General features: G+C 62.6%; 15 protein-coding genes. 7 read left to right on the top strand and 8 right to left on the bottom strand.

The window, feature by feature from the left end; translation table 11 throughout:
• The first annotated feature begins 70 nt into the window (after nt 1–70).
• On the top strand, nt 71–421 hold the full coding sequence (locus ASF54_RS08230) for an ArsR/SmtB family transcription factor (protein ID WP_055960781.1): 351 nt from the start codon (nt 71–73) through the stop codon (nt 419–421).
• The gene (locus tag ASF54_RS08225) at nt 418–936 is read left to right on the top strand and encodes a GNAT family N-acetyltransferase (protein ID WP_055960779.1); all 519 of its coding nucleotides are present in this window, start codon (nt 418–420) and stop codon (nt 934–936) included. Before ASF54_RS08230 ends, ASF54_RS08225 begins: the two co-directional genes overlap by 4 nt.
• Before the next feature lie 13 nt (nt 937–949).
• Here the strand turns inward: ASF54_RS08225 and istB are convergent, their stop codons facing one another.
• Both istB and istA read right to left on the bottom strand, forming a co-directional pair.
• The gene (gene istB / locus ASF54_RS08220; RefSeq protein ID WP_055960777.1) at nt 950–1,756 is read right to left on the bottom strand and encodes an IS21-like element helper ATPase IstB; all 807 of its coding nucleotides are present in this window, start codon (nt 1,754–1,756) and stop codon (nt 950–952) included.
• On the bottom strand, nt 1,753–3,429 hold the full coding sequence (gene istA / locus ASF54_RS08215; protein ID WP_055960776.1) for an IS21 family transposase: 1,677 nt from the start codon (nt 3,427–3,429) through the stop codon (nt 1,753–1,755). Before istA ends, istB begins: the two co-directional genes overlap by 4 nt.
• 774 nt (nt 3,430–4,203) lie before the next feature.
• Between istA and ASF54_RS16405 the strand changes: the two genes are divergently transcribed.
• Entirely contained in the window at nt 4,204–4,767 is a 564-nt protein-coding gene (locus tag ASF54_RS16405; protein ID WP_157510078.1) for a hypothetical protein, read from the top strand.
• 105 nt (nt 4,768–4,872) lie between these two features.
• Nucleotides 4,873–5,115, top strand: a complete 243-nt coding sequence (locus ASF54_RS08210) for a hypothetical protein (protein ID WP_055960774.1) — start codon at nt 4,873–4,875, stop codon at nt 5,113–5,115.
• A 255-nt stretch (nt 5,116–5,370) separates the two neighbouring features.
• On the opposite strand, the gene ASF54_RS08205 is transcribed toward ASF54_RS08210, so the two are convergent.
• The gene (locus tag ASF54_RS08205) at nt 5,371–6,453 is read right to left on the bottom strand and encodes a hypothetical protein (RefSeq protein WP_055960772.1); all 1,083 of its coding nucleotides are present in this window, start codon (nt 6,451–6,453) and stop codon (nt 5,371–5,373) included.
• A gap of 100 nt (nt 6,454–6,553) precedes the next feature.
• On the opposite strand from ASF54_RS08205, the gene ASF54_RS08200 reads away from it, so the two are divergent.
• The gene (locus tag ASF54_RS08200; RefSeq protein ID WP_157510077.1) at nt 6,554–7,117 is read left to right on the top strand and encodes a hypothetical protein; all 564 of its coding nucleotides are present in this window, start codon (nt 6,554–6,556) and stop codon (nt 7,115–7,117) included.
• Between the two features lie 433 nt (nt 7,118–7,550).
• Here ASF54_RS08200 and ASF54_RS08195 read toward each other — a convergent pair whose 3' ends face one another.
• The 3 genes from ASF54_RS08195 to ASF54_RS08185 are packed head-to-tail and all read right to left on the bottom strand — an operon-like array spanning nt 7,551 to nt 11,193.
• Complete coding sequence (locus ASF54_RS08195) at nt 7,551–9,464, bottom strand: ATP-binding protein (protein WP_055960768.1); 1,914 nt, start codon at nt 9,462–9,464, stop codon at nt 7,551–7,553.
• 59 nt (nt 9,465–9,523) lie between these two features.
• On the bottom strand, nt 9,524–10,120 hold the full coding sequence (locus ASF54_RS08190) for an ABC-three component system middle component 2 (RefSeq protein WP_157510076.1): 597 nt from the start codon (nt 10,118–10,120) through the stop codon (nt 9,524–9,526).
• Nucleotides 10,117–11,193 (bottom strand): hypothetical protein, encoded by a 1,077-nt coding sequence (locus tag ASF54_RS08185; protein WP_055960764.1) that lies wholly within the window; start codon nt 11,191–11,193, stop codon nt 10,117–10,119. Before ASF54_RS08185 ends, ASF54_RS08190 begins: the two co-directional genes overlap by 4 nt.
• Nucleotides 11,194–11,536: 343 nt before the next feature.
• Between ASF54_RS08185 and ASF54_RS08180 the strand changes: the two genes are divergently transcribed.
• On the top strand, nt 11,537–13,285 hold the full coding sequence (locus tag ASF54_RS08180) for a hypothetical protein (protein ID WP_055960762.1): 1,749 nt from the start codon (nt 11,537–11,539) through the stop codon (nt 13,283–13,285).
• A 158-nt stretch (nt 13,286–13,443) separates the two neighbouring features.
• Here the strand turns inward: ASF54_RS08180 and ASF54_RS08175 are convergent, their stop codons facing one another.
• Nucleotides 13,444–14,715 (bottom strand): RES domain-containing protein, encoded by a 1,272-nt coding sequence (locus ASF54_RS08175; protein WP_055960760.1) that lies wholly within the window; start codon nt 14,713–14,715, stop codon nt 13,444–13,446.
• 438 nt (nt 14,716–15,153) lie between these two features.
• Between ASF54_RS08175 and ASF54_RS08170 the strand changes: the two genes are divergently transcribed.
• Nucleotides 15,154–15,462: a hypothetical protein gene (locus ASF54_RS08170; protein WP_055960758.1), complete on the top strand. Its 309-nt coding sequence runs from the start codon at nt 15,154–15,156 to the stop codon at nt 15,460–15,462.
• Between the two features lie 66 nt (nt 15,463–15,528).
• Here the strand turns inward: ASF54_RS08170 and ASF54_RS16100 are convergent, their stop codons facing one another.
• The gene (locus ASF54_RS16100) at nt 15,529–16,056 is read right to left on the bottom strand and encodes a GNAT family N-acetyltransferase (protein WP_084816043.1); all 528 of its coding nucleotides are present in this window, start codon (nt 16,054–16,056) and stop codon (nt 15,529–15,531) included.
• Between the last annotated feature and the right edge of the window lie 470 nt (nt 16,057–16,526).

Genomic DNA, 16,526 nt, shown 5'->3' with positions numbered 1-16,526 from the left:
CGAGAACGGTCAATACATCGACTGTGCTCGATACATCGACAGATGTCAATGCGACTGGCAGACTGGACCCATGACCACCAGCGCGACACTCCTTCTCCAGCCCGTCGACGCCTGCTGCGCACCAGCCGGCGAAGACGCGCTCGACGCGTCGCAAGCTGAGGACGTGGCGAAGGTCTTCAAGGCCCTGGGCGATCCGACCCGGGTCCGGCTCCTATCCCTCATCGCAGCGAGCCCCACCGGGGAGGCGTGCATTTGCGACCTCACCGCTCCAGTCGGGTTGTCGCAGCCGACCGTGTCCCATCACATGAAGCAGCTCGTCGACGCTGGCCTTGCCGTCCGCGAGCAGCGCGGCAAGTGGGCGTACTACCGCGCCAACTTCACCGCCCTCACAGCCAGCAGTCGGGCGCTCAACCCGGCATGACCGAGGTGTCGATCCGCGTCATGGAGGCGGGCGATTGGCCGGCCGTAGAGCGGATCTATGCCGAGGGCATCGCGACGGGGAACGCGACCTTCCAGGACACGACCCCGTCCTGGGAAGAGTTCGACGGCGGGAAGATCCGGGATCTCCGCCTCGTCGCTGTGGACGCGCAGGGCGACGTCGTTGGGTGGGCGGCCGCGTCGACGGTGTCGTCTCGGCCGGTGTATCGGGGTGTCATCGAGCACTCCATCTACGTCGCCGAGACCGCCCGCGGTGCCGGGGTCGGCCACCTGCTCCTGGCGGAATTTATCACCGTGTCGGAACTGGCCGGGGTGTGGATGATTCAGTCCGCGATCTTCCCCGAGAACCAGGGCAGCCTTGCCCTTCATGCCGCGCACGGATTCCGGGAGGTCGGCATCCGCGAACGCATCGGGCGGATGAGCTTTGGTCCGTGGGCCGGGCAATGGCGGGACAACGTCTTCCTCGAACGCCGCAGCACCGTCACTGGAACCGACTAGGAAGCCCGCCCGGTCAGGCGGTTTGCTGCTGGCGGGTGTGGGCGAGCCGGTAGGACGCGGTGCCGGTTTCGATGATGGTGCCGTTGAACGTCAGCCGGTCAACGATCGCCGCGCACAGCCTCGGGTCGGTGAAGGTCTTCGTCCAGCCGGAGAACGACTCGTTGGAGGCGATCGCGATGGAGTTGTTTTCCTCTCGCTCCGTGAGCACTTGAAAGAGGAGTTCGGCGCCCCGGCGGTCGAGTTCCATGTAGCCGAGTTCGTCGATCATCAGGAGGTCGACCCGCCCGTAGCGGGCGATGGTGCGGGCCAGGTTCTTCTCGTCGGCGGCTTCGACAAGTTCGTTCACGAGCCGGGTCGCGAGCGTGTACTTGACTCGGAACCCCTTCTCGGCTGCCGCTGTGCCGAGGCCGATGAGGAGGTGGCTTTTGCCGGTGCCGGAGTCGCCAATGAGGCAGAGCGGCTGTCCGCGTCGGACCCAGTCGCCGGTGGCGAGGGTGTTGATGGTGGCGGGGTTGATGTTCGGGTTCGCCTCGAAGTCGAAATCCCCAAGCCACTTGTCCCTCGGGAACCCGGCCGCCTTCACCCGTCTCACCGAGGATCGGCGGTCGCGGTCGTCGCATTCCGCCAGGAGCAGCTCCGCGAGGAACCCCTGGTAGGAGAGCTGCTCTTTGTTCGCCGCGGCCATGGCCTCGTCGACCACAGCTCTGATCGTGGGCAGCCGCAGCCGACGGCATGCCTGGTCAATAGCGGCGTTCGCGGCTTCTTCCGTCAGGCCCCTCCGTCTCCGGAGAGTGGTGGTGATGCTCGTCGTCGTGGTCATGATCCTGTTCCCTTCTTAACGGTGGCCGCGCCTTCGGGTCGTTGCCGGTCCGGGAGGCGAAGTAACTGGTCATAGGCGGCAACTGACGGAAGGGGGCGGGTGTCGGCCGGCAGGCCCGCGATGACAGCGGCAGGGTCCGCCAGCCGACGCTGAGTAAGACTGACCACCCGTCGCTCGGGGCCGCGACCTTGTTCGACGAGAGGACGGTCGGGCCGGGACCCACCCAACACTTCGTGCCGTCGCGCCTCGACGGCAACGACGTCGGCCGTGACGGCCCCGACTGTGAGTGCTGCCCTGATGCCGGCGACGATGTCTTCGGTCACCATCGACCGGTGCAGCAGGAGCACATCGATCAGTGCGCGAGTCCCGCCGGCATCGCCGTCGGTCTTTCGGGCGGCCGCCCAGAACGCTTCGTGAGCGGCCGTGAATTCGCCCGTCGCTCGGGCGTGGGCCAGAGCGGTCGACCCCGGAAGAGCGCCGGGCTTGTGGAGGAGGACCTCGAGGTAGTGGTCAAGATTCACGCTCTGCCCGTGCAAGGCCACGACCCGCGGGTGCCGGGCGATCTCCGTGCGGCCATCGAAGATGACCACCTCCGATGCGCGCAGCGAGACCCGGACGGGCCGGCCGATGAACCGAGCCGGGACCGAGTACGACGCCATCCGCACCCGGACCAAGCTTGACCGGGACACCCGGGGCGTCAGCGACAAGCCTGGCTCGAACCGTTCCGCCGTGATCGTCGCCAGCAATTGCCGTTCGAGAGCGAAGTCTTGGGCAACCGTGCGGATGCGGTCATCGATCCTCCGGTTCTCGTCGTCAAGATCCCACTGACGGACCTTCTGATTCAGTTCCGCGAGCGAGTCGACGACGGGCATTGGAGACAGGTGGGTTCGGCGGAACCGGCCGACGTCGCCCTCGATGCCGCCCTTCTCGTGAGCGCCCTCAATCCCGGGATGGCAATAGAACGCATCGAACCCGTAGTGCGAGCGGAACAGGACCCACCGTTGATTCTCGGTGCGCTGGCGGCCGCTGCCGTAGATGACCTTCACGACCGCGTCGGTCAGGTTGTCGTAGCGGATGTGCCTCGTCGGGATCCCGCCAATGTCCTCGAACGCATCGATGTGGCCCTCGAGGAACGCTTCCTGCGCCTGCGTCGGATAGATCCGGTGGATCGCCTTCCCCGAGTGCGAGAGACGGAACGCGAACATGTGGCACTTGGTCTTCACCCCAGCCAGCACCACCCAGACCTCGCCGAAGTCCACCTCGGCCTCCGCGCCCGGCGCGTGCTCCTGCGGGATGAATACCTCCGGCAGCCGGCCCGCCTCCAGGTCGATCTCGGGGCGTCGTCGACGGACGTAGTCACGGACCGTCGAATACGACAGGTCCGTCGCATCGTGCTCCTCTGCGAGACGCGCAAAGATGCGTCTCGCCGTGTGGCGCTGCTTGCGAGGAGCGTCGAGATCCTGGCGGAGCATTTCGTCGATCGGAGCCTTGAACGCGTCCAGCCGAGGCGCCGTCCGGGCGCGCGGCTTTCGAGCCGGTGGTTCCGCCTGTGCGAGGGCCTGCCGCACTGTCGGGCGCCCAACACCGTGTTTTCGGGCCAGCTCTCTGATCGAGAGGCCCTCCACGCGCGCATCACGTCGAATACGCGCGAACAACTCCACCCGAGACTCCATCCGAAACCTCCACCTTGAGCAACGAAAACACGTTGCAACAACGGTGAAGGTGGGTCCGGCTTAGATTGCCCCAGACACCCCGAAACAGCCGAAGTGGGTCCCGCTTAGATTGCCCTGGTGGGTCCGACTAAAGCTGCCATAGTCACGGCCGCGCCCATTTTCGCCGCATAGGTACAAAGTGTGGCCGGCAGGACCGGCATTAAGAACTACAGCAGGGCAAGGTACCCAACGGCTGAGAACGAAGAGTCACACGTGAGCAAACGAAGACTCGAGCCAGGAACGGATGGACGCCTAGCCCTATAGAACTCAAGAGCAGGAAGGGCCGGGTGTGAGCACCCGCAGCCTCCCGCCAGGGCGATGAAGAGCCCTTGCTGACCTACATCGAACCCACCCGCCTGTCCAGGCATTCAACCGGCCTCTTGGTCGCTCGCGAACCGCCATGACGAGCCGGCCAGACCGTGCACACCTTCGACCGAGCTATTGCCCGCATTAGGACACTTCGTGACCGGGCCCGGAGTCCAGATTGTTAGACGTGCTCTTCGTCCTCGACGCACCGCACTTCGGTAACCCACCAGACAGCCGTTGGCCATGTCAAGACAACCATCGCCGACAACCTCAGCGGAGCCGCCACATTCGAACGAACCAACACCGGGAGTCCGCCGGGACGCTCCATTCTTCAGCAAAACGGCGCTGCCTGTCGGTGACTTCGACAACTTCGCCCGTCGGCACGAACCGTCCGCGCATAGACGTCAGGTCGACCACAAAGGAGACCCAATGCCGACACTTGACCTCGCCGCCCGGCTTGAAGCGTTCGCAACGGCAGCCGCCGCTAAACACGACGGAAAGTACGACTACAGCCGAGTCGCCGAACGATTCGTGAACGCCCACACCAAAGTGACCATCTCATGCCCCGACCACGGGGACTTCGACATGACACCCAACGACCACAAGCGCGGACAGCGCTGCCCCAACTGCTCGTGCAGGCGCGGCTCATCCGTATCCGCTCGACGAGACCTATTCATCCGGAGAGCCGTCGACACCCACGGCGACCGGTACGACTACCGAGATGTTGTCTTCGTTGACCAGCACACACCCGTGGTCATCCACTGCCGCGAGCACGGACCGTTCCAGCAACGTCCGACAAACCACCTAGACGTGGCCGCACCGCACCACTGCGGCGACTGCGCGATGAGGGCTCGTCGCGTGAGTCTCAGCGTGTGGGCTGCGTCCCGGCCTGAACCCCGGCGGAACACGTGGACGGGCGAGTTCCGGCCGGTTCGGGCAGCCAAGCGGAGCCGCACGGCAGCGGCGAGGACGAACGCCCCTAAGGCCGCCTAACGACCAAGCGCCACCCGGACCGCCCGGCTCTCCACGTTCACCGGCACGTCCGCGCATAGACGTCGACACGGACGCACGTCGCGGCCCTGAGCAAGGAGAGGCAACATGCCCGACAAGAAATGGTTCACCTATGAGACGGCCGACGCCCGGGACGTCGCCGCGATCACAGACGATCTCACCGTTGACATCAGCAACCTCGGGACCGTCACCATCCACGGGTGGGAAGGTGGTCACGTCCACCTCGACCCCGACGACACCGTCGACATGGTGGCTGTCCTCACCGAAGCGGTGCAGCTCCTGCGCGACCGCGGCTTCACAACGGTCGTCGGCGCCGACGATCGAACCTGACCGGGCTCGCGCGGTACATCGACGGTGAGAGGCAGCCCGTCATGGCGGCGGGCGGCGGCATGGACAAGCCGGGCGCTCACGTTTCCTTCGCCACGCAGACTCCGGAGGGCCCGCGAGGGCCTCAGCAATGAGCAAGGGGAATTCGCGGTGCCGGTCCCGCAAGCAATGACGGCTGTGAGGTGGCCATTTGGATCGCGAACTGTTCCCGGCAGCTCGTCATTGCGGCATGCCGGTGATTGTCGGATCCACGCCGTGTCAGTCCCCGGTTCTGCGTCTGCGCCCTTCGAGGAAGTTCCACCACCCTGCGGCAAGCGAGCCGAGGGTGGCCATGGCGACGAGAGCGGCCGGGATTTTCGTCAGGTCAACGCTTTCCATGCTTGGCAGGATGCCGTGCGCGGTGACTGCGATAGTGAGGGCGGCGGCCGATGCGAGCATCAGCAGCCAACCGATAAGGAGAGGCTTCCGGTACGCTGGCGGGTCATCGGGCAGCATCTTCGTGTCGGCGGAGCTGCTGCTTTCCTCTGCCATCGGCCCCTTGAGGTAGAGGCTGGCGACCTCCTCGCTCCAGGCGTCGAACCACTTGACAGGGTCGGTAGCCTCGTCGGGCAGGAGAAGCCGGGCGGTGCTCTCGGTTATGACCGGTTGAAGCTGCTTTTCCCATCGCTCTGCCGCATCCGCTTGGGAGGCGCTTCCGTCGATAAGGATGTAGCGGGACCGCAGGAGCCGTTCGATGTCACGCGCTCCCTCCCTGACGATTTCTTCGAGTGTGCGGGTCGCCGCCGCGTCGGTCCCTGCCTTCGCCTTCGCCGCCCCGATTCGGCTGCGATAGTCGGTGACGGCGTGAAGCAGTCGACTGTCGAAAGGAACTCGTCGTGTCCATGCCCGCTGGCGAAGCGCCACGGCGAGGAGCATGGCCGACAGGTTGCATACACAGAAGAAGCACGGCACCCACCAGATGGCTGGGCCCTCCGATATGCGGCTGAACGTCGCCACCACGAGGAGAAGACCAAGCACGCCGAGCGCGTAGCCGGTGAAGACAGGTACCACGAACCACGTTTGCAGCGCGGAACGGAACGTCCGGGCATCCGATGCAACGCTGTCGTGCAACGACCTCAATGAGGGGATGTCCGCGTACTCGCCGGCGTCGATGCCTCGCGCCCAACCCCACTTAAGTTTCTCCCAAGGCAGCCGCGCCATCCACCTCTCTCCCCGTGTGGGGACCGCCCACCGCGTCGCCGGCATCGCAAACGCGCACGACACACCCAAGGTCACACCCCAGACAAGAAGCGCGATGCATTCGACGCCAAGAGTCAGCGTCAAAAAGTTTGTCTCGTCCATGAATCCCCGTTTCCATTCCGTCCTGGAACCGAACAAAACCCTACGAGTCACCACCGACATCGGTGCCCGCAAAGCACCGCAGGTCGTGTGGAATGAGGGCATGACCGATGCAGATGACGCCGTTCGTGTGGAAAACCCATCCGCATTCTGGTTTGCCACCGCCGCGGACGTGACCTGGTTCGCCGACCCCAATGACGGCAGATACCCGCAGCACACCACCGACTGGTCGGTGACAGCATCGTGGCTCGAACGGGCAGTCGACTCCCTTGCCCGCGGCGCCTGGGAGCAGGACGGTGATGACTCCTGGCTGATCGTCTCGGACTATCCAGGCAACCTCGACCGTGACGGTCGATTCATCATCGAGTCACTCCTGTGGGCGCACCCCATCGAGATGGATCCGTGGGATAACGAGCTCGACGACGGCCGGCACCGGTCGTGGGGGCTCTGGAACTACGACCCGAACATCCTGATCCCCATCAGGTCGCGTCTTCTTCAGGATTCGACCATCGACTTCGACCCGGAGTTCACGCCCAAGAACCTCATGCATGAGCTCCGTGACGACCACATCGCGGACGCGAAAAGCGCACCCGGTCGCATACCGGATGCAGTAGCAAACCGGTCCGCACGATACCTCGAACAGTTGCGGCGGCTCGCCGACTCCTAAGCTTCGAACGGGGCCAGTCGAAGCTGCTCATCACCGGCGGCCACTACCAAAGACGACACCTCCAGGGATAGGCTGAGTTCGCCCTGAACGTCGTCGCCGTCGTCGCCGCCTTGATCGTATCCGACGGGAGGGGTGCCGACTCTTCGGTCAGGTGATTGCGCATGCCCAAGCACATCCTGGTCAGGTGCTCGCGTCGGACGTCAACCAGGTGTTCCGTGGGCGGCTCGGATTCGTTGCCATGACACCAACAGACGCTCACGAGTCTTCGCCGGCAATCATGGTCGTCCCGCCAATCTCGGTCCGTGCATCTATTTGCTGGCCTAAGCAGAGACTCGTTGGCATGCCTGAGGCCGTTATCGGCGGCCCTGATTGAGCTGACGAACTCGACCCTCAGAGAAAAGAAGGCGGAACCTCCTCGACTCTAGAAGCCGGCTCAACTGACGGCGTCGTGGATGAGCCCGTATGGCGGTGTGTCTGCTCGGCGGGTAAAACGAATCACCACATTGTGGGCAACAGACGGAGGCGGACTGTTGTCGACGACTATCAGCTGGGCTCCCTGCCCCTCGGTGGCCAGCCAATGTTCTGCATGTGCGTAAAACCGGTCGACAAGAGTCGCGTCGGCGAAATCGTCGTCGGGGCTGGCGTTGTGGCCGAGGTTCTTCTGTGGGCTGTCGATGATGAGCAGACCTGGTGCGTTCGCGTCCTGTTCGTACGATATCTCCCAGAGCGCCAGGTTCCAGGCGAGGGCGATGACGACCATCCCTCCGCTACTAGCATTGGTGTACTCGAGTCCGCGCACGTATGGGACGAAGTTGGTGTTGATGAACGCGTCGCTCAGTTTCGGGTAGCCGATGTCGGCGAGGATCGCAGCGAAACGGTCCGAGAGCAGTTTGACGATGCTGTCACGGTCGGGTCGGTTTCTTCGCCGTTGGCTGGACAACGAGTCGTATTCGCGTTGCAGCTGACCGATCAACGCCTCGCTTTTATCAACCCAGTCCCATGCCTTGACACCGGTTTCCGCAGCCTGCCGCGCAAGCTTCGCGTCAGAAATCTCCGATGTAAGTCGGTCCCGTAACGCAAGCCAGGGGGCGGGGCTATCCGTGATTGCATCAACCGCGGCGGCCGCGCTTACGGCTCGGTGTGAAGCTCGCGCGGCTTCCCGGACAAGGAGTGCCCGGTCGCGTTCCAGTCGGGTCATGTAGTCGGTGAGACTGCTGATTCGCCCATTCACCGCTCGTAGCTCCGACGACACCAACTGTGCGGAGCCAGCGGTGGCTTCATCAGATGAGAGTTCATCTGCGGCCTGCCCAACGGCGTGATGGCTGAGGGAGCAGGTGCCATCGATTATCGACGGAGCCTCGGAAAGAGTGTTGAAGCAGACGGGGCAGACCGTCACTCGGAGTGGATCGAAGAGCGCTTGCGCGTCGAGAAGGAAGCCGAGTTTTCGACGGTCGTCTGCGTATTGCAGGCGGAGCGCGTCCAATCGAGTCAGGAGCGACTCACGATCACGCACGCGGACTCGCGCATCGACATCGACACGTTGGGCAAGCTCAAGCGTTCTGCGAATCTCCGTCGACGCCGAATCGGTACTGCGTCGTTGAGCATCGAGAGTGCGAAGCTGCGCACTGAGTGACGCGAGCTCGACAGACAGCACGTCAACGCGTTGCTGAAGAACTGCTCGCCCGTCCGGATGGTCGCGGTCGGCCGTCACGGTCAAAGCGTCGAGCCGCGCTTCCTCTTTCGTTCGCTGCAGCGCTACACGCTTCTGCTGCTCCGCAAGGACCGCTTCTTCGTCGTCGTAGACGCCGAACATGACCTCGATGGTCTGCCGGTACTTCTGCCCGACCATAAAGTTGCCGTGCTCGAACACCAGGTTCTTCGAATCGAGCCGGTCGTTAGTCACGATCATCACTCGGAAGACGTCCCGTATCGACAGCATCGCCGAGCCGGTGTCCTCTTTTACGACAGAGTCCGACAAACGAATTCCGTCTAGTCCGGACGATGCCAAGACGAGCTGCGACAATCCGTCGGGCGCGCCAGTCGGTTCGATGGGATACCGGCGTTCAGCTGCGGCCTCCGTGGTGTTCAAGGTGGCCTGCCAGACAGTTGCGAACGACGACTCAGCACCCGCTGCGGAACGCTCGACGACCGTGGAGGTCGAGCCGAGGTCAACCTCAAGGAGGGCGGACCGGACGTTCGTTCGCACTTCATCGTGCGGAGGAAGGTAATTACCACCGAGGCCATACGCGATGAAGTCGACGATGGTCGTCTTACCAGTGAGCGACGGTCCGGCGATGATCGACAGCGGCCGGTATCCGTCAGTGGCGCCTTCAGGTTGGAAAGACACCTCGTATGGTTTAGCCGTCGCTGACGCTCCGGCCAATCGAAGCCGCTTGACTCTGATGCTCACCGTCGGTCACTTTCGTCGATTGCTGTTTCGGGCGGTAGATCAGCGCCTCGAACGTCGTCCAGGAGGTCGATGAGCAACCATGAGTGGCCGATCCACTCCTCAACCTGCGCTTCGAGACGCCTATTGGACAGGCGCACGAGCCGGCGGAGCACAATCGATGCCGACACTCGATAGGCGTCGGCGTAGGACGACTGCATGTTGGCGGCGAGATGTTCGCCGTCGTCTGTGACGGTGAAGCGGACGCCGTCTAGGCGCACCAACCCGTACGCCACGAGTTGCGACAGGTCGCCGCGGATCCGTTCCCGTCGTGATGCGAACCGGTGTCCGGTAGACGCGTACGACAGTTGTGTTTGAGAGAAGCCGGCAATTCGAAGCGAGTCACGGTCGGCGTTGGCAGAGTCGGCATCATCGGCAACGACAACCCACGGATTGTCAGCAAAGAACTCGTAATACGCGAGCCGGTCAATCGACTCGACATGGCGTCCGTCTTGCTTCGCGACACCGAGGAGGAGCAGCAGCCGTCCCATCCGGAACGTCCGGCTGTTCTCCGGAGCGAATGCAGCGTCGGAAGGTGCGGGCGTGATTGCGCTCAAAGCGTCCCTTCTCCTTCTTTATTGTTGACCTCGCATTTGGCCCCGACGGCAGGCCCTGCGGCCTCACCAGCGTCTATGCCGGAACGGTCGGCGATGAGGTCTTCCTGCCGTTCGGTGTCATGGCCAGCGGCGATGTCGCGCCAGTGTTTCACCCATCCGGCCTTGCGCTGTTCGACGAGGATGTGGGCGGCGCCCTGCTTGTGGGCATGTTGCAGAGTCAGTCCCGGCGCGTCCGGGACGGTCGCGGCTTCGGTGATGACCGTGCGATACAGCGTTGACATCAGTCCGGCCGCGTCAGCGGTGGGGGCGTGCTCGTTGAACCGGGTCTCCCACACCCCGTGTACGCCGAGTTGAACGGTGCGCAGCGCATCAAGGTCAGCCGTGGATCGTTTCGCTTGAAGGTCGCGCCTCAGAGCATCGGTTGCGAAGAACATTCCGCGAGCGGCCCCGGTCTCGACGTACCCTGCGGCATGCATTTGTCGCACAAAAAGTGCGTCGTCGTAGCGGCCGTAATCGTCGGCCGTGGCGACAGATGCGACGCGCGGCGCCCAGAGGCGCTCGTCTACTGTGTGCGGGAAATACTCTCGGCGAACGTCCAAAGCTTCGGCACTCATGAGACGCTGCCGGAGCTTGTCTCCGGCCCACAAGACAATGCGAACGCCCGTCGTCTTTTGGGTCCGTGACGCCCAGCCGTCGAACCATTTCATCTGCAACGGGTGCAAAATCGCCGGGACGACGAGCGTCCATTCAACAATGCGGTACTTGTGCTCAGCAGCTTTCGATTGCGCGGATTTGAACGATTTGCGCACGTCACCCTGTGGGCCCCGATCTTGCCAATCAAGGTAATATTTCGACTGCCAGATGCGGACATCACCACCGCCAAGGTTCCCAACGAGGGTGTCGATGCCCCAGTCGTTATGATTAGCGGCCGCAACGGTGGTCGCGTCCGTCCATTCCACGCTGACAAGGTCGCTGACGAACTGCTCGAACCGTTCTCGGGACGCCCCGTCCGAATTGTTGTCCGAGTCGAACCTTGCGAATAGTTGAGGCGGTTCAGGAAGCTGCGGGCCCATCAGATCGCGTCCATGGCATGAATGCGGCGGCCATCCCGCAACCGCGGAACAGCGTCGATTCCCCTCATAAGTAGAAAACCTACCGTGCCGATGTCACAGCGGGCATCGCGACTGACGCCAGGATCCCGTCGGCGCGTAATACGCCGCAGGTCCCCAAGATCGCAATTGGTCTGCTAACCGATTCGTCCACCACCTCGTCGAGCGAAAGTGCAGGGTCTCGTGTCTGACGGGAGGTCCAAAGCGGGGCGAGAGCGGGAGGCGGACCGTCTCACTCAGCACCACGATGGAGCGCGTCGATGTGAAGACGCCTCTGTCGAAGCGGCCGCGCAGATAGTCTGTGCGGATGGTCGGATATGACTGGGCGCTTCTAGCAGATCGCGGCGGGGAGGCCGTTGAGGGCCTGATCGCCACCTTGTTGAATCGCCGATACCCGGCTGCCCGGCAAGTTAACCCGTCGCAAGGCGATGGGGGTATCGACGTCATCCTTGATAAGGGGGACGGTATCGAGGTGTGGCAAATCAAGAAGTTCACGACACCTCTGTCTTCGTCACAGTGGACGCAGGTGAAGAATTCTTGGAGCCGGTTCACCGCAGAGCACGTCGACAAAGGGGCCCAGGTTTCTCGGTACCACTTGGTGACCCCGTGGACTCCGACGGAAGAACGGTATGAAGACTTCCGACGGCTGACCGGTGGGAGGCCGTTTCCCACCCAGTGGGATGGGGAAGCGTCCATAAACGGTCTCGCTGACGAGTTCCCGCAGACGATGGATCGTTTCGTCTACGGTCCTGGGGCGATTGAGCGGAATGTGCAGGCGAAAGCGTTTCTCGCGGCTTCGCCCATCGAGAAGTCCGACACATTGACGATGAGTTCGGCCATTTCGGTTCGCCAAGATGCCCTTGACGAACTCCGAGACGGGCTCAGCGACCACTACTACATCGACCAGGGCACGCAAACAGTGACAGGCGACATCGCCCCGCCGCTGCCGGCGCCTGGAAATCGCGGGGTGTTTCACCGCATGACCTACCTTGGGGACTCTCGTTGGCGGACAGAGTCTCTTGTCCCACGCACGGAGCACGCGACCGTCGCTGACCCTGTATTTCTTCAAATGCAGTTTGAAGTTGCTCCCGAGAGCCCAGAAGCTCAAGCCGTCACCGACTGGCACCAATGGGGAATTCCTTTCGACGGCATACCAGCCAAGACTCGCGTGGCCGGAGGACCGTTCGCGGAAGCAGAAGCGAAGACGTCGCAGTTGTCGGTGTCCCTTGTTGAACGTGAATTGCCCGAGCTGTTCTTCACAATTCGCGACGGCGACAAGCTCGTGTTCCGTTCTCGACTCACCAAAGTCGCCCGGACACGAGGCATTCAGACAGGATGGTTTCGGATCTACGGCGTGACTGAGGCGCACACGCTTGCCGTGGATTTGCGGATCAAGGAGGACGAGTCGTCAGTGACGTTCGCGGTGGCCGATGTTTCCGGGGTTGACCCCGCGGCGGTCTTAGCGGAGCTGGACGCACTCGAAATGTTGGCGCCTCGTCACCGCGTTTCGGTCGAGCTTCCCTCCGGGGCGGCGGTCGCAGGGCTTACTGACGTGCGAATACCAGGCGCCCTAGAGGCGTACGTCCGCCGAGTAGCAGCGGGCCTGCTCGCCCTTCAAAGTCACACCAGTGAACAGCTCGTCATGCCTGACGTCCTCGGAGCGTCCGCAGAAGAGATTGACCGCCTCGACTCCCTGGTAAGTATCTATGCGGGTCAAACGTCCGAGTCGACCTGGTCATCTGGCGAATGGGCAGTTCCCGAGGACCCCGACGACGCCGCGCAACTTCTCAACGAGATGCTCCCCGCTCTGCTCGCGGGAAAAAGCAACCTCTACGCCGTGGAACGGCCCACCTTGACCCTCGGCGACATGAAGGTCGTCATCGACCACCCTCTAGCGACCGCACGTCGTTCCTATCGACTCCCCGACGGATTTGACCTTGGTTCGGTCAAACCCGGCGGGATCATTCCTCTGCTGCCTGGAGACGATGCCCGAATCACAACGGCCGCTGTCGCCGAGTGGACGCCCGGATCCATCACCTTCCCTTCGGAGCGTTAACCAAGGCCGCCCAAGGCTGAACCAGAACGGTCCACCTGAGTCGTCACGGGGCCCCGAACTCGATATCTCGACCAGCGCTGCTGAATCAGGTGAGGAGTGCTGGCGCGGTGGCTCCAGACCATCGATCCACGACTATGACCCGCTCGCCAAATGAGCGCCTATGGGTGTTCTACGTCCTGCCTCCAATTCCCGTACTCGAGCGTGGCAACAGGCGCCGTCTCCACGCGGTGCGTCAGCTTTCGCAGGACGAGTGTCTGCCTGGCGAGGACTAAGAGAATCTCCGATTCGCCAAGATCGAACAGAGGAGTAGTGAATGCTCCCGTGTCTCTCGAGTCGTCGTCGGCGACGTTGTCCTGGTCGGCGAAGACAACGTAGTTGGTTCCGGTGCCGTGGGAGCTAGTGAAGATGATGCCGTCAAGGCGAGGGGTCACCGCGTGCCGGAAGTACTCGGCAAGTATCTGGGTGGGCACGTATTCGATGTGCTGCCGCCCATCCGGGGTGATGGGGGCGCTGATGTGATTTTGGAAATCCTTGAAGAACATCAACAGCCCTCGCAGGGCCAGTTCCTCTTCATCGAATGGAGACACGGCCGATTCGGTTGTTGGGGATTCAAGATTGAGCATCCGAAGCGGCCTCGTCGGGTGGAAAACCCCGACAACTGCGTGTTCGGCGGTGCTGTACGCGGCGACCTCATGAAGAGCCGTGATTTCATTCGAGGCGCCGTAGAACATGGGGATGCCGACAGGAGACATCCGGTTAGCACCCGCGATTTCTGCCGGCGCCGGACCTAAAACTGCGGCCGTTGTCGGCAGATCTTTTCGCCCGGGAAAGACCGGCCCAATCACTGTTCGTGCCCGGAACAGCGACGCGGTTGGCGGCAAGTCCGAGATTAGGTCGTTCTTCTCGGTGGCGTACTGCCCGACCAGCTCGAGGAATTCGCGGACTCGGGCCGCCGGGCCCTCCTCTGCGGTGAAGACAAATCGAGTTTCGTGGCGCACGGCGTGGGAGAAAGTCATCCACGCATGATCGAGATGGTCGGAAGTCATGAGCGCTCCGACAGTGCCGACCTCGTCATCGACGATGGCGCCGGTGATGAGAGGAATGATCTGTTCGAGATGTGTGAAAGCGTTCTCAGTCATGTACATGACCGCCCAATCGGTTGATTCGAGACCCACCGGTCCGCGGTCGTAGCGGGGCGCGTCGGCAGCTCGGGTGTACTCGCGCCAAAACGCCGCCATGAACGGGTCCAGGATGTTGCCCCAGGCGACGGCAAAGGGTTGCGAGTCAGCTGGTTCGTGACGACCGCAGACGACACAATCTAATTCAGTCGCTGGCCCGGCCGCTTCCGAAAGAAACGGATCGGTGATGTGCTCCTCGCAGATGGCACCCTCGATGTCTCCCCACCCGCGCTCGTAGTCGTCGTCAAACACGTAGTTCCCCTCTAGCCCCGCTACCGAGAGAAATGCGCGGGCCAGGAAAAACGGTATCGCGAGTCGCGCGCCGCAGCACCGTTGCGCAATGCGACCCGGAAGTCCTGCCCGCACTCACCAAGGTCGCGCGAGGTCACTTGGTTTTGGCCGTCGGACGTGACCCGCCAAACGGCGGCTGCGTCGCCGAAGTGCTCTCGAAACAGCCGACCTGACCCCCTCGTCAGACGCGTCAGAGATTAGTTGCCCAAGGCGGCAAGCGCTCGGAAGCGATCTCTCTAGGAGACGCCGGAACAGCGTCTGGTACCGGGTGACCATTTGGCACGACTACGAGAAAAGACTGGAAACAGAAAGGCGCCCCTTTCCATCTCCTAGAACAAGGCCCACCACGTCGATGCACCGCGCATAGGGACGGCAACGCAATCCTTAGAAAGGCGAATCATGCTTGCTACCGACACCGACACCGACAACACGCCCCGTCCTGCGTCTCGGCCCGCCATGGCGAGGAGCATCGACCGCCCCGCGGATCAGGCTGCAGACAAGCTCACCGCAAGCCTATCCGCGGCGGAGAGCTACGAACAGCCGGGCGCGCTCTACGAGCGACCACGGAGCTGGGAAAGCGCTAAGCCATCCACCACGGAGTCGCTCGTTCACCTGCGAGTCGGCGACCTCATTCGTGAGATCAACGCTATCAACAAGATCCGGCGGATGTCTGCCCTCGCGATGCCAGACGGTCCAATCAATGCGTAAGCGACAGGCAGCGTCGGACACCGCTAGCAACCCCACCACGCAAACACGCCGTTCGAAGACGCACACTCAGAGCGCCAATATCGCGACACAGGCCCAACGCGTGTTCTCCGGCGGGAAAACCGAATCGCCCTCAGGCGCAGAGATCACCCCTGGTTGATGAGGGGCGCCGACCTGCCACCCTCGATCCCGGTAAAAGTCCGCGAGTTCCGATTCGCAACTAGCCACAACGTGAGTTTGCCGCTGTCGCTTCAGTGACGAAACGACGTCGTTGATCATTGATGTGGCCACGCCAGAATGGCGATGCGACGGACGCGTCGCCACCTCGGCCAGCATGCAAATCGTTCGGCTGAGACCGTTAGGGTCGTCGGATCCCGACACGGCTTCGGCAGGATACGAATACACATACCCAACAAGTGTCGAACCCTCATACGCAACAAACGCGGCAAAGCCGTAAACACCCACCAGGGACGGCGACATGACCAGCAGCTGCTTCAATTGCGGCGCATTGGTAAAAGCACCAATCGGGAAAACTTCACCGCTCAACGAATCGACGTCATCGACATCTTCCGCCGTCATTTCGCGTATCTGGAGCACGTCACCATTGTGTCGGACTCGCCCAATCGTCTTTACCTCTGGATTGCATGAACCGGAGAAGCGCAATATTCAAAAAGCGCGACCTCTTGTTGAAAGCGAGAAGCCCGAGCGCACGCCGCTGCGACAGAAGCGAGACGAAGAGCCTTCGACAATGTGAATCTTGGTCAGGAAAAATCGACGCAGGTCAGCCTCTGAAAGTCCGTCCTGACCAGCTAAAAGTCTGACCGAGGGGAAAATTCGCAAAGGCCCAGGGGAAACGCAGATTCAAGTCACCTAAAAGGGACCCAAATCTCGCGGAAAACCAGGCCTCAACTAGATACGTCATCGACCCGCACTGGATTCTCCGTGTAAGGGTGCAAGCACCCATACCTCTCGCCAGCGCTAGTTTCTTCGGGCGCCTCGCGGCGCTGCGCGCCTTCGGCGCTGTGCGTGTTTGTCGGGTCCGCTCCGCGGACGTGCGGCCGAGGCCG

The sequence above is a fragment of the Frondihabitans sp. Leaf304 genome (assembly GCF_001423105.1).
Lineage (GTDB): Bacteria > Actinomycetota > Actinomycetes > Actinomycetales > Microbacteriaceae > Frondihabitans.
This window is presented reverse-complemented; position numbering and strand designations above follow the sequence as displayed.